We start from the raw sequence: 13408 nt of genomic DNA on the forward strand, positions 1-13408 counted from the left end.
TCACCGTCCAGAGAGGTGCGGCACGCGCCGCCCGCCGTGGGCGCCGCCGCGTACCGCATCGTGCAGGAGGCGCTGACCAACGCGGTACGGTACGCCGGTCCCGAACCGGCCGTACGCGTCAGCCTGCACGAGCAGGACGGCGCCCTGCACGTGTCGGTGACCGACGACGGCACGGGACCCGCACCCGGCACCGGGGCCTCCGGCTTCGGGCTCGTCGGGATGCGGGAGCGGGCGCGCAGCGTGGGTGGCACACTCGACGCCGGACCACGGCCGGAGGGGGCTTCGAGGTGACTGCGGTGCTGCCGGCCGGAGCGGATCGGGAGGGAGGCCGATGATCCGCGTGCTGCTCGCCGACGACCAGACACTGGTCCGGGCCGCGTTCGCCATGCTGGTGGAGTCGGCCCCGGACATGGAGGTCGTCGGCCAGGCGGGCACCGGCCGGCAGGCCGTGGAGCTGGCCCGCACCGAGCGCGCCGACCTCGTCGTGATGGCATCCGCATGCCCGACCTGGACGGCATCGAGGCGACCCGGCGCATCGCGGCCGACGAGGACCTGGCGGACGTCCGCGTCCTCGTCCTGACCACCTACGACACGGACGAGAACATCGTCGACGCCCTGCGCGCCGGGGCATCCGGATTCCTCGTCAAGGACACCAGGCCGGCGGAACTGCTGGACGCCATCCGCACGGTCGCCGCCGGCGAGTCACTGCTGTCGCCCGGCCCCACGGCCCGGCTGATCGAGCGGTTCCTGCCCAGCCCGTCGGCACCGGTGGCCGGGGGACCGGACTGCCTGTCGGAACGCGAGCGCGAGGTGCTCACCCTCGTCGCACGCGGCCTCAACAACACGGAGATCGCCGACACGTTGGGCCTGAGCCCGCTGACGGCGAAGACCCACGTCAGCCGGATCATGGGGAAGCTGGGGGCGCGGGACCGGGCGCAGCTGGTCATCGTGGCGTACGAGTCGGGGATGGTGACCCCGGGGAGTATCTGAAGGACAGCATCCGACGCTCCGTCATCCCGGACGCGGACTGGGCGACGTACAAGCAGGCGCGGGGGCAGGCCAGCGTCGAGGAGATCGCACGCGCGGTGCTCGGGCTCGCGTCCGACGACTTCCCGTACATGACGGGCGCGTCGGTCGCCGTGGACGGCGCAAGCACCGCCGGCCGGAAGCTGATCCAGCCGGACGGCGCCTGACGCGCCTCCGAAGAAGCTGCGGTCTTCGGGCTGCGCAGATGGGGCGTTCACGGTCAAGATGGATATCTGTGCACGATCTCGGCCCGGATCCGGAAGGTGGACATCGTCATGAAGACGCCCCCGATCGTCACGCCGCAGGAGTGGGAGGCGGCGCGCGAGCAGCTGCTCGTGAAGGAGAAGGAGCTGACCCGCGCCCGGGACGCGCTGGCCGCGCAGCGCCGTCGGATGCCGTGGATGGCGGTGGAGAAGGACTACGCGTTCGACGGCCCCGAGGGCAGAGCGAGCCTGCTCGACCTGTTCGAGGGCCGCCGGCAGCTGATCGTCTACCGCGCCTTCTTCGAGCCCGGTGTGTCCGGCTGGCCCGACCACGGGTGCGTCGGCTGTTCCATGGTGGCCGACCAGGTCGCCCACCTGGCCCATCTGAACGCCCGCGACACCACACTCGCCTTCGCCTCGCGCGCACCGCAGCCGGACATCGCGCGCCTGAAGACGCGGATGGGCTGGACGATGCCCTGGTACACCATGACCGACGAGTTCGACGCCGACTTCGGCGTGGACGAATGGCACGGCACGAACGCGTTCATCCGCGAGGACGGCCGCGTGTTCCGCACCTACTTCGTCAACGCCCGCGGCGACGAGGCGATGGGCAGCACCTGGAGTTACCTCGACATCACTGCGCTCGGGCGGCAGGAGCAATGGGAGGACTCACCGGAGGGCTACCCCCAGACCCCGCCGTACGAGTGGTGGAACTGGCACGACTCCTACGACAAACCGGCCTGAGCGACCGTCAGTACGTCCGTGCGCCCCCCGGGGTGGTCCAGCGCATGAGCAGGTAGTGCAGCGCCCCACCGATGGCCGCTCCGAAGATCCATGCGAACCCGGTCAGGTCCTTCATCGAGGGCGCCCATACCGTGGAGACGGAGAAGACGGCGGCGAGCCCGAACGCGGCGAGTGCCCGGGGGTTCCAGCCCCTGAAGTAGTAGTAGGTGCCGCCCGGCTCGGCCGAGAAGAGGTCCTGCACGTTGAGCCGTTGCTTTCGGACCAGGTAGTAGTCGATCACCATGATCCCGTAGAGCGGGGCCAGCAGCGCGCCCAGCGTGTCCACGAACTTCGCGAGTCCCAGGTGGCTGATCACGGGTACCCACAGCGCGCCGACGACGAACGCGACCGCCGCCGTGATGATGCCGCCGCCACGGGCGCTGATGATGTCGGGGCTGGTGTTGGCCAGGTCGTAGGCGGGCGGGATGAAGTTCGCGACCAGGTTGATCCCGACCGTGGCGGCGAAGAAGGTCAGCGCTGCGACGACCGTCAGCCAGGTGTTGTCGACCCGGTCAATGATCTCGGAGGGGTTGGTCAGCGGTTTCCCGAACAGCACTCCCGTGCCGGCGGTGATGACCAGGGCCAGGAACGAGAAGACCGTGAGGCTGACCGGCAGTCCGAAGAAGTTCCCCCACGTCATCCGCCGCTCGGTCCTGACGAACCGGGAGAAGTCGCCGTAATTGATGACCACCGCGGCGAAGTAGGCCACCATCGTGCCGACCACGCTCACGAACGCCGAGAGCGACGAGCCTCCGTCACCGCCGGACCCTGCGAAGATGTTGCCGAGCTCGGTCAGCAGCCCGCTTCCCGCCTCGTTCCATATGACCACCATCAGCGCGACCATGACCAGGTAGACCAACGGGCCGGCCCAGTTGAGGAAGCGGGTGATCCAGTCGATGCCCCGCAGGAACAGTCCCAGCTGGAAAGCCGCCACGATGAGGTAGGAAATCCAGCCGACGGAGCTCAGGCCGAGGAAGCTCCCGCCGCCCCGGTATCCGGTGGTCGCGGTGATCAGCAGGGCGACCGCGGTGGAGGCGAAGTAGGTCTGCGCGCCGTACCAGAAGATGGCGACGGTGGCCCGCACCAGTGCGGGGAACTGTGCACCGCGTACTCCCATGCCGGCCCGGGCCATGACCGGATAGGGAATGCCGTACTTGACGCTCGGCTTCCCCGTCAGGTTCACCAGCAGCATCACGATGAACCCGGCGAGGACGATGCCGGCGAACACCCACCAGCCGTTCAGGCCGGAGGTCGTGAACAGCGTGGCGGCCAGGGTGTAGCCGACGAGGCTCTGGATGTCGTTCGACCAGACGTTGAAGATCGCGAATGCGCCCCACTTCCGCTTCCCGTGCGGCAGTGGGGCGAGGTCGTCGTTGTACAGCGTGGGATCAGGGTTGGTGACGGCGAGCGGATCATGGTGCGCTGCGGATATTGCGTGATCGGCGGTGTGGTGGCCATCGCGGAGCGACACTTTTACCTCGGTGGGGACGTCGTTGCTCACGGGCTCTCCGCGGGGAGACGGTGCTGGGCAGGTCGTGTGGGGAGCCCGGGTTCTGTGCGCCGGATTCGACCATCATGTGTGACATCAGGTCAAGCTCCTTGAGCTTTCACGTACCAAGTCGTAATGACCTGTTCACAACGCCTGGGCAGCCCGGCCTGGTTCGTTCTTCAGGTAGGTCATGAGTGTTCGGTCCGAAGTGGGCTTCGATCGGGTTGGCCCAGGACGCGTAGGTTCGGGGTGAAGCACAGTTCGACCTTGTGCTTCTTTGCCCAGCGGCGGATGTCGGCGCCCTGCGGCAGTTCACCATCGCCAACTCCCACCACCCCAACCACACCGTGCAGATCCGGGCCCTGCACGCCTATCTGCGCTGGCGCAACGCCAACACCCGCCACCGCGACGTCCTGGCCGCCGAACGCCGCGAACGTGCGCGCGTCCGCAGCGAGAAAGGCATCCGCTGGGGCGGCAGACCCCTGCTTGAGGGGCCAGGACCCCACGCATCACTGCCGAGAAATGATCTTGATCATGGTGTCGGAATCCGGCCCCGATTCCACGGTCGTGAAACCTTCGTCGGCGTACAGGCCGCGTGCGCGATTTGCCCGCTCGACGCTCAGGCACATCCGGGTGAAGCCGCTTGCCCCAGCTTGCCGGGCCATCTCGGTCAACAATGCGCGTCCCACTCCTCGTCCCCGCCACTGGGGGACGACGCCCAGGGAGAGCTCTGGCACGTCCGCAGCCACAAAACCGTAGCCGGGATCGTCGGCGCTGAACAGGCGGAGCCACACGGCGCCGATCGGTTGCTCGCCAGTGTCGACGGCGACCGCCCCGAGATCACCTGCCCGGGGCCAACCCTCGACATAGTGGGCCGTCTGGCGGTCTCCCAGGACCTGCTCACGGCTGACCTGCTGCCGTGCGGGGTCCCAGTTCACAGCAGCTACCAGCATGTCCGCGAGGAACTCCGCATCGTCGCCCGTGGCTGTCCGCAACGAAAATCCGCTGTCGCTCATACGGCAGATCTTCTACGACCAGCCGTCAGACCGCACCACCCTCCCGGCGAACCTTCCCGGTCACAGCACTAGAGCAGCCCGGCTCCGGCCAGGAACTCGGCCACCCGCTCCACCTCGTCCGGCGACAACGGCACCAGGGGCTCCGCGGTCGCCGGGCAGGCGATCACCCCCCGGAGATGCAGCGCGGCCTTGAAGGCGCCCAGCGCTGATGAGCTGCCGCCCATGCGGGCCGGGTCGCCGACGCTCACCATGCCGAACAGGGTGCACAGGCGCTCCTGTTCGGCGCGGGCCCGCTCCCAGTCGCCGGCGCGGCACAGGGCGTCGAGGCGGACGTAGCCGTGGGGGTCGACGTTCGCGAGGCCCGGTACCGCGCCGTCGCCGCCGGCGGCCAGTGCCGCGTCGACGATCAGTTCGGAGCCCGTCAGCACGGTGAAACCCGTGACGTCGGGGTGGGCGCGGGCGCCGGTCACCACCTGGCGGAAGCCGCCCAGATCGCCGCTGGAGTCCTTCAGCCCGGCGATCACACCCTCCGCGGCCAGGTCCAGGACCACATCGGTGGGGAGCTTGGTGTGGACGGAGGACGGGAGGTCGTAGGCCAGGACCGGGACCGGGGACGCGGCGGCGATCAGGCGGTAGTGGCGGGCGATCTCGGCGGGGTGAGTGGACGTGTAGAAGGGCGCCGTGACCACCACCGCGTCCGCGCCCGCCGCCGTGGCCGACGCGACGTGGTCCAGGACCCTCGGTGTCGTCATGTCGATCGCGCCGGCCAGCACCGGCACCTGACCGGCGACATGGGACACCGCCGTCTCCACCACCAGCCTGCGCTGCAGGTCCGTCAGGTACACCGCCTCCGACGTCGTGCCGAGCACGAACAGGCCGTGCACCCCGCCCCCGACCAGATGGTCCAGCAGGCGCCGCAGCGAGGGGACGTCCACCTCGCGCTCCGGTGTCAGGGGCGTGCAGACGGGCGGGATGACACCGGTCAGCGGGAATGAAAAAGGCCCGAAGCGCGGCCTTGTAAGGGCGGTGGCGGGCGACGGATGGGCCGTCATGAAGGCTCCTCGGCGTGCTGTGCGTCTGTCGTACGAGGTCGCGGGTCGACTCGTCCTCCTCGACAGGATGGTGGCACCGGTAGCGGTGCTCCGGGGTCGACGCGGCCGAGAAGTCCGGCATCACCTGCGCGCACACCTCATCCGCCTTCCAGCAGCGGGTGCAAAAGGGGCAGCCGCTGGGCGGACGCGTCGCCGACGGCACCGGGCCGGCCAGCGGGATCGGGTCCATCGGGTCCAGCAGGCCGGGCGTGGCGGAGAACAGGGCGCGGGTGTACGGGCGCCGGGCCCGGTCGGTGACCAGTCCGGCCGGGGACTCCTCGACGATCCGGCCGAGGTACATGGTGATCACGCGGTCGCTCATCCGCCGTACCGTCTGGATGTTTTGCGAGACGAAGACCAGGGCCAGCGCGCGGGCGATCGCGACGCGCTGCCGCTGCCCGCCCGACAGCTGGCCGGGCAGGGCGTCGGTCAGCGCGCGCGGCGGGCCCACCAGGGACATCAACTCCCGTACCCGGTCATCGCGTTGCGACTTGTTGCCCCGGTCGTGCACGTCCAGCGGGTTCCGCAGGATCTGTCGTACCGTCAGGCGCCGGTTCAGCGCGGTCGACGGGCCCTGGAAGATCATGCCGGCGCCGAGTCCGATGGCCCGGCGCCGCTCGCCGGCCGGCATCGTCCACAGGTCGCGCCCCCGGAACGGCGCCGCACACGGCCGACGGCCAAGCCTTCAACGAAGCTCCGCCGCCAGCAACGCCGCTGTCTTCGCGACCAACGGATTGTCGGCGGCGGCATCCTCCTCCGGCTGAGTGGTCAGCACCGACATCAGGATCGGCGTACCGTCCGGCGGCCAGGTGATACCGACGTCGTTGTTACCGCCGTACCGCCCACCGCCGGTCTTGTCGGCGAGCCGCCAGTCCGCGGGCAGAGCCTTCCGGAACTTCTCCGTGCTGGTCGTGTTGCCGAGCAACCACTCGGTGAGCCGCGCGCCATCCCCCGGCTCCAGCGCATTGCCGAGAACAAGCCGCGCATACGTCAGCCCGATCGCCCGCGGCGAGGTCGTGTCGGTCACCCGCCAGGGCTCCGCCGAGTTCAACTCCGGCTCCCACCGGTCGAGCCGGGTAACCCCGTCCCCGACCGAACGGGCGAAACGCGTGATCGAGGTCGGCCCGCCCAACTCCCGCAGCAGCAGATTGCCCGCGGTGTTGTCGCTGAAGCGAATCGTGGCGTCACACAGCTCGCCGACGGTCATGCCGCCCGTGACGTTCTCGGCCTTCTCGGTGATCGGGGAGTAGCCCGACTTCTCGACGTACTCGGCGGTGTACCTGACCCGCTTGGCCAGGAACTCGCCGTCGCGGTCGAGATCACGCAGTACGGCTGCGGCGGCGAGTGTCTTGAACACCGACGCCATCGGGAAGCGCTCGTCGGCCCGGTACGCCACCGTCCGGCCCGTGCGCATGTTGCGGGCGTACACGCCCAGTCGTGCGGTGTGCTCCTGCTCAAGCTCCGTCAGCCGTGCGGTGATACCGGCCGTGCGGGGTAAGGCGTACGCCGTGCCACCGCCGCCCAGGGCGAGGGCGGCGCCGGCGCCCAGTGCCAGTGCGCTACGACGGGACGGACGCTGTCCTGTGCTGTGCAAGGTGTGCCCTTTCGGAGTAGGACGGGTTTCTGAAGTGATCGCTTGTCTCCCTCTACACGCACAGGGCGGCCGGGTCGGTTTCGCTCTCAGTCGCAGTACGTGTCGTGCCGGGGCCGCTCGCCGGTGGCCAGGAAGCCGGAGACCGCGCGGTCGCCGCAGGCGTTGCCGTTGGCGAGGTAGGCGCCGTGGCCGGTGGCGCTCACGGTGACCATCACGGCACGTCGGCCGAAGGCCTCGCGCAACTTCAGGGCGCCGCTGAGCGGGGTGGCCACGTCACGCTCGTTCTGTATGAGCAGGAGGTTGGACGGGCCGCGGCCGGTGACCCGCAGCGGCGGCTCCTTCGGCTGCCACGGCCAGGCGGCGCACACCATCGCGTTCCTCGGCATGCCGGCGGTCAGCGGGTACTTGGCCCGGCTCTCGGCCACACCCTTCCGGTACACGGCTGCGTCGCGAGGCCACGCGGCGTCGTTGCAGAGGGTGGCGGCGCCGACCGCGGCTCCGTTCTGCAGCGCCGCCTCCGGCGGGGCCGGGGGCGCGGGCGGCACCGTGCCCTTCTGGCCGGCCAGTATCAGCTTGGCCAGGGTCGGGTACTTGTCGGTGTCGTAGAAGCTGTCCAGCATCGTCTGGCGCAGTACGTTGCCGTTCAGCTCCTCGGGTTGGCGCCGGGCCAGGGGATCGGCTCGCGGTCCAGCCGGGCGGCGAGACGCAGGAAGAGCGGGCGCACCTCGGCGGCCGTGTCGGACACCCGGTCGGGATTGCCGGGCGCGGAAGCCCACTTGGCGAACTCGGGGAAGTTGTCCTCGACGCCGGCCTCGAAGGCCTGGAGCCAGGCGCGCTCCGCCCGGACGGGTCGGGGTTGTCGCTGCTGTCCAGCACGAAGCGGTCGGTACGGTGCGGGAACATCTCGGCGTAGGCGGCACCGACGTACGTGCCGTACGACACGCCCCACGCGGACAGTTCGCGTTCGCCGAGCGCGGCCCGGATGCGGTCGATGTCGCGGGCGTTGTTCTTGTGCGAACTCGGCGACGCGTTCAGGACGTCGCCCTGGCGTCCGGTGAACCAGCGCTCGCCGATGTAGAACCGCATCTCCCCGGACAGGACGTAGAAGGACTCGGAGATGCACTGGTGGAAGTTCGTCTTCGTGCCCGGCGCGTTGGGCCCCATGTCCACCTTGTGTCGGCCGCCTGAACAGGGCGTTGATCTCACCCTTCCAGTGCCCCGGCAGGCAACGTTTGCCCGTCAAGGAGCGGCGTCCGGTGCGGCGAGAGGGCGTGCGGGGCGTCGCGACGGGGCGGACGTTGCCTGTGCCCGGCCGGACGCGCACCGTGACAACCGCCGCCGAGGAGTGGCGCCGGGCGGCGGCCGGTCGGGGGCGCTGCCGCCGCCCCGTCACCTTGTCGGCGCGGCGACGGTCGGTCGTGGCCGCAACGTCAGGAGACGCTCGGCGTGGTGCTCCTCGTGCAGGTCGATGCGGCGCGCCTGCAGCAGGTGGCGCAGCGTGATGACGCCCTCGACCGCGGGCTGGGGGTCGCGGTCGACGACGAGCAGGCGGGTGACGCCGTGCTGTGCCATGCGGTTGGCAAGTGTCCGCAGCGTCTCGTCGGGGTGCGCGGTGACCGCCGGGGCGGCCAGCTCTGCCAGTGGCGCGGGATCCGCGGGGTCGGCGTGGAGCAGTTGGGCGCGGGTGACCACGCCGGTGAGGCGGTCGTGTTCGTCCAGGACGGGATACAGGCGCTGGGCCAGCAGCCCGTCGGGGTCCGCGGCGTCGTGGGCGGCGCGCAGCACGGTGGTGGCCGAGCCCGCGGTCTGGGCGGCGTGGAAGCTGACCGCGATCGGGATCTCCAGCTGGCGTACGAGGTGGACCTCAAGCGGGTCGACGGAGTATTCGCGGGTCAGGTGCAGGCCGCGCCGGGCGAGCTTCTCGGTCAGCACCGACCGCTTGAGGAGGACGACGGACAGCAGGTAGGCCGCCGAAGCGGTGATCACCATGGGCACCAGAGCGTTCAACTCGTGGGTCAGCTCCAGGCAGAACACGATGCCGGTGAGGGGGGAGCGCATGACGCCGCCCAGGACTCCGGCGAGTGAGACCAGCGCCCAGAAGCCGGGGCTGACGTGGGGAAGACCAGTCCCTCGGCGGCTCCGAGGGCACCGCCGACCATGAACATGGGGGCGAGGACGCCGCCGGAGGTGCCCGAGCCGAGGGACAGGCCCCAGATGAGGGTCTTGACGACGAGGATGCCGAGGATGAGTCCGGCCGTGGCCCGGCCGGTGAGGAGCTGATCGATGACGTCGTAGCCGACGCCGAGGGCGCGCGGTTCGATCAGACCGCCGACGCCGATGATCGCTCCGCCGATGGCGGGCCACCACATCCAGTGGACGGTCAGCTTGGCGAAGAGGTCTTCGGAGAGGTAGACGAGAGCCGTGGCGCCCAGTGCCAGCAGGCCGGCGGTGATGCCGGCGACGACGCAGAGTCCGTAGGCGGACCAGGCGATGTGGGTGGGGACGTGGGCGCCGCCGAAGAGCGGCCCGCTGCCCAGCAGGGGGCCGCGGACCAGCGTGGCGGTGACGGCGGCGACGGCTACGGGCAGATAGGAACGCGGGCGCCACTCGAACAGCAGGAGTTCGACGGCCAGCAGGATGGAGGCCAGGGGCGCGTTGAAGGTGGCCGCCATGCCCGCTGCGGAACCGGCGACCAGCAGCGCCTTGCGCTCGTCGGCGGTGACGCGCAGCAGCTGGGCCAGGAGGGAGCCGACCGCGCCGCCCGTCATGATGATGGGTCCCTCGGCGCCGAACGGACCGCCCGTGCCGATGGAGATCGCGGCCGACGTGGGTTTGAGCACGGCGACCCGCGGCTGCACTCTGCTGCCCCGGACCAGGATCGACTCGATGGCCTCCGGCATGCCGTGCCCGCGGATCTTGTCCGAGCCGTACCGGGCCATCACCCCGATGACCAGACCGCCGACCACCGGCATGACCAGCAGCAGCCACCGGTGCGTCGTGTCGCCCGGCACCGCCTCGCCGAAGCTGGCGCGGCCGTGGAAGCTCATGTTGGTGATCAGAGCGATGAGCTTGAGCAGCCCGACGGCCACCAGCGCCGCGGCGGCGCCGATCGGCACGGCCAACGCGGTGATCGCCAGTACGCGGGGCGGGACGTGGAAATCGCCCAGGTGAGGGATCTTCACCGGCCCGTGGGGCCGTGGCCCGGAAGCCGGCGGCCGGGGCGGGGACTGAGGTCTGGCAGAGCGGGGCGAGGGCATTGGGCTCTCCTGGTGCGGTGCGGACATAAGAGGGGAACCGCTGCCTCCGGGCATCAGGGCGTGGCCGGGCGCGGGCACCGCGTGTTCACGGGGGAGTCACAGGCGGGCGCCGCGTGCGGCAGCGGGGGGGGGAGTGAACGGGCGGCGCTGCCCGTGAGGGGGTGACGGAGTGGACGTGGTACGGCGGAGCGGTGAGGGCGGGCGTCGCCTCACACGCGTGCGGATGCGCACCGTCACGCAACCGCACGCTCGGTCGTGGTGTGAGTCGAACGAGGGACGGGCGGACCGCACTCGGCCGGGCCGCAGGATCCGGATCCGGCGCCCGAGGCACACCCGGCACCTGTTTTCGGTCAGCGGCGAAGGGACGTTGAAGGTCTTCTCGTGGTAATCCGCGTGCGGGCGGCCCTGACCGTCGAGGGAGTGCCGGATCTCGTAGGAGCCCTCCCAGGCGTGTCCGCAGCGCAGGCACACGAACGAATAGGCTTCATGTATCGGTTCGGTCCTCAATGTCATCACGCCCTTGTCGCCGGAACCGTCGCGCCCGCGCGGCGCCAACCTCGTCAGGCCCACTCTAACATTGCATCCTGCAATAATTGCAGGGTGAAGACGTCGCGCCGGATCGCAGGATCACTGGACGGAGAGGTGGAACGGACACCATGACGCGGCAGGATTCCCATCGGCCACAACCCCCCGGTGAGCCGCCCTCCCAAGCGGATCTCGACCAGGAGGCCGAGGATGTCGTCCTCGCCGTCATGGCGGCGTCCAGGCTCCTCGTCGCCGTCTCCGCCCGCGCCCTCGCGTCCACCGACGACACTCTGACCCTGCCCCAGTTGCGCGCCTTGGTGGTGCTGGCCACGTGCGGGCCCGTCAAGCTGGCCGCCATGGCCGCGACCCTGGGCGTCAACCCCTCGACCGCCCTGCGGATGGTCGAACGCCTGGAGTCCGTCGGCCTCATCGACCGCAGGGCGAACCCCGACAACCGCCGCGAGGTCATCCTGCAGCTCACCCCTGCCGGCAGGGATCTGGTGGAGCGCGTTCTCGCGCACCGGCGGGGCGAGATCCGCACCCTCGTGCAGCGACTGCCCGTCGAGGCGCGTGCCGGGCTCCTTCCCGCACTGACGGCGCTCACCGAGGTGGCCGACGAGATGGCCGTGGATCCCTTCGACGAAGTGCGCCGCGTCGGAGGCCTCATCGACGACCCGCTCAACCCGGCTCCACCGGACGCCCTCCAGGGAGGACGCCGTCGGCCGACGGGCAGAGCCATCTGACCGTGGCGTCGCCGACAACCCCGTTCCATGCATCCTGCAATGCTCGGCGGGAGCATGGAAGCACGGGCGGCCTCGGTGTCCGGAGCACCCGGCGAGGGGAGAAAGCAGGAACGTCCTGTGGATGACCGGCCTCAGGCTGTCCAGAAGTCCCACCAGCGAGTGAGGACGGCGACGCCGATCAGCCCCGTCCACAGCACCGGCAGCACCCAGGGAAACTCCGTCAGGCCCCGCCGCAGCGCGCCCGGCACCGGCACTATCCGGTGCCGGGCGAGAGTTCACGACTGACCAACGAGTGGGCGCTACACCGGCGAAGAGGACCTGTGCATCCTCTCCGTCGCCCGATTCCTGGGCCCGGACCGCTTCGTCGGTGCGGTCGGCTGGGCCCTGCCATGCGCTATGGGCCCCTTGCTGTACCGAGCGCGCGCTGCGCAGATCACGGGCGGGTGCATACCCCTCCGATGCCGCCCGACCGCACCATCGGCCGGACGGAGGAGTGCGTTCAACCTTCGGGTGAAGATCCGGCTCATTCGCCCCCACCACTGCCTGCTTGGAGCCCATCGCTCGACCGGTGGGCGCCGGGGCAGCCACCGCTGGTGTGCTGACGGGGATGCAGGCGGCTTAACGCCTAGCGCGGCCACCACGGTGCTGCAGATGCAGCGGGCTTGTAGCCGTCGGCTGAGTTCTGACCTACCGGCTACTCATCGGCAGAGGTGGTGGGGCGTGTTCGGCCGGGTTCTGGAAGCTCGCCCATCTGGGCACGGAGGTGGAGCACGTCGCCGATGAAGAGGTCGTACACCAGTACCCCGATCACCCCACCGACGAGGGGCCCGACGATTGGAATCCACCAGTAGCTACTGAACGCCCCGGACAAGCTGCCCGGAAAAGCCAGATCCTTCCAGCCCGCCATCCAGGTGAACAGGCGCGGGCCGAAGTCGCGGGCCGGGTTGATGGCATAGCCGGCGTTGGCCCCGAAGGACATGCCGATGGCCGCGACGGTGAACCCGATCAGCAGCGGACCGAGGTTCGCCTTCACCGCCGTGTTGCGCAGGTCGATGAGCGCCACGACCAGCATGACCAGGAAGGCGGTACCGACGATCTGGTCGATCAGCGGGCCCCAGATGCCGCCCTGGAAGTATGGTGCCGGGAAGGTGGCGAAGATCGAGAACGAGGCGAGCGTGTGCCCCCCCGTCTTGGGCCCCTCCATGGCGTCGTCGAAGGTGTTGATGGCGTCGTGGTACACGGCGTAGACCAGCGCCGCCCCCGCCAAGCCACCGAGCACCTGTGACGCCCAGTAGGGGACGACCTTGGCCCAGGAGAACCTGCGGCGCACCGCGAACGCCAGCGTCACCGCCGGGTTGATGTGCGCTCCGCTGACCCCGCCGGCCACGTACACCCCGAAGACCACGGCCATCCCCCAGCCCCAGGTGATCAGCAGCCAGTCCCCGGCACCGAGGAAGAACGTCGTGGGCCCCTCGGTACGGCCCGAGCCGGGCAACGCTGCCACCGCCATCGCCACCACGCCGCAACCGAAGGAGACGAGGACGAAGGTCCCCAGGAACTCCGACATGCATTCACCCCACAGGCCCGCGCGGCGCCTGAACCTAGAGGGTTTCATCAGAGGTTTGATCTCCACGGCCATGCAAGCCTCCCAGGGTTTGCTGCAGTCACGTCCGAACGCGTA

General features: G+C 70.0%; 8 protein-coding genes and 6 pseudogenes. 5 read left to right on the forward strand and 9 right to left on the reverse strand.

The annotated features are described in order from the left end of the window. Positions 1–27 precede the first annotated feature (27 nt). From H8R17_RS18595 to H8R17_RS18610, 3 genes and pseudogenes are all read left to right on the forward strand, one after another. A pseudogene (locus H8R17_RS18595) lies at positions 28–335 on the forward strand (sensor histidine kinase); the annotation flags it as partial. Next, a pseudogene (locus tag H8R17_RS18600) lies at positions 332–990 on the forward strand (response regulator). The pseudogenes H8R17_RS18595 and H8R17_RS18600, both read left to right, overlap by 4 nt. Before the next feature lie 311 nt (positions 991–1301). Further along, positions 1302–1973: a DUF899 domain-containing protein gene (locus H8R17_RS18610; protein WP_187824329.1), complete on the forward strand. Its 672-nt coding sequence runs from the start codon at positions 1302–1304 to the stop codon at positions 1971–1973. A gap of 7 nt (positions 1974–1980) precedes the next feature. Here H8R17_RS18610 and H8R17_RS18615 read toward each other — a convergent pair whose 3' ends face one another. Then, positions 1981–3513 carry an NCS1 family nucleobase:cation symporter-1 gene (locus H8R17_RS18615; RefSeq protein WP_316959443.1) on the reverse strand — a complete coding sequence of 511 codons (1533 nt, stop codon included), beginning with the start codon at positions 3511–3513 and terminating at the stop codon, positions 1981–1983. Between the two features lie 275 nt (positions 3514–3788). On the opposite strand from H8R17_RS18615, the pseudogene H8R17_RS46915 reads away from it, so the two are divergent. After that, positions 3789–3986: pseudogene (locus tag H8R17_RS46915) on the forward strand (IS630 family transposase); the annotation flags it as partial. A gap of 24 nt (positions 3987–4010) precedes the next feature. On the opposite strand, the gene H8R17_RS18620 reads toward H8R17_RS46915, so the two are convergent. The 7 genes and pseudogenes from H8R17_RS18620 to H8R17_RS46925 all read right to left on the reverse strand — a co-directional run. Further along, on the reverse strand, positions 4011–4517 hold the full coding sequence (locus H8R17_RS18620; RefSeq protein ID WP_187824330.1) for a GNAT family N-acetyltransferase: 507 nt from the start codon (positions 4515–4517) through the stop codon (positions 4011–4013). A gap of 68 nt (positions 4518–4585) precedes the next feature. Beyond that, positions 4586–5569 carry a dihydrodipicolinate synthase family protein gene (locus tag H8R17_RS18625; RefSeq protein WP_187824331.1) on the reverse strand — a complete coding sequence of 328 codons (984 nt, stop codon included), beginning with the start codon at positions 5567–5569 and terminating at the stop codon, positions 4586–4588. A gap of 7 nt (positions 5570–5576) precedes the next feature. After that, positions 5577–6263, reverse strand: a pseudogene (locus H8R17_RS18630) (oligopeptide/dipeptide ABC transporter ATP-binding protein); the annotation flags it as partial. A gap of 30 nt (positions 6264–6293) precedes the next feature. Further along, a complete protein-coding gene (bla, locus tag H8R17_RS18635; RefSeq protein ID WP_187824332.1) occupies positions 6294–7202 on the reverse strand; it encodes a class A beta-lactamase in 909 nt (302 codons plus the stop codon). Positions 7203–7288: 86 nt separating this feature from the next. Further along, a pseudogene (locus H8R17_RS18640) lies at positions 7289–8219 on the reverse strand (alpha/beta hydrolase); the annotation flags it as partial. Between the two features lie 372 nt (positions 8220–8591). After that, entirely contained in the window at positions 8592–9191 is a 600-nt protein-coding gene (locus H8R17_RS46920) for a CBS domain-containing protein (protein ID WP_399476926.1), read from the reverse strand. Between the two features lie 24 nt (positions 9192–9215). Beyond that, a pseudogene (locus H8R17_RS46925) lies at positions 9216–10513 on the reverse strand (chloride channel protein); the annotation flags it as partial. A gap of 602 nt (positions 10514–11115) precedes the next feature. Here H8R17_RS46925 and H8R17_RS18650 point away from each other — a divergent pair. Then, positions 11116–11727: a MarR family winged helix-turn-helix transcriptional regulator gene (locus tag H8R17_RS18650; RefSeq protein WP_187824333.1), complete on the forward strand. Its 612-nt coding sequence runs from the start codon at positions 11116–11118 to the stop codon at positions 11725–11727. Positions 11728–12421: 694 nt separating this feature from the next. Here the strand turns inward: H8R17_RS18650 and H8R17_RS18655 are convergent. Beyond that, on the reverse strand, positions 12422–13366 hold the full coding sequence (locus H8R17_RS18655; protein WP_187824334.1) for an MIP/aquaporin family protein: 945 nt from the start codon (positions 13364–13366) through the stop codon (positions 12422–12424). Between the last annotated feature and the right edge of the window lie 42 nt (positions 13367–13408).

It is taken from the genome of Streptomyces sp. TRM68367, assembly GCF_014495685.1.
GTDB lineage: Bacteria > Actinomycetota > Actinomycetes > Streptomycetales > Streptomycetaceae > Streptomyces.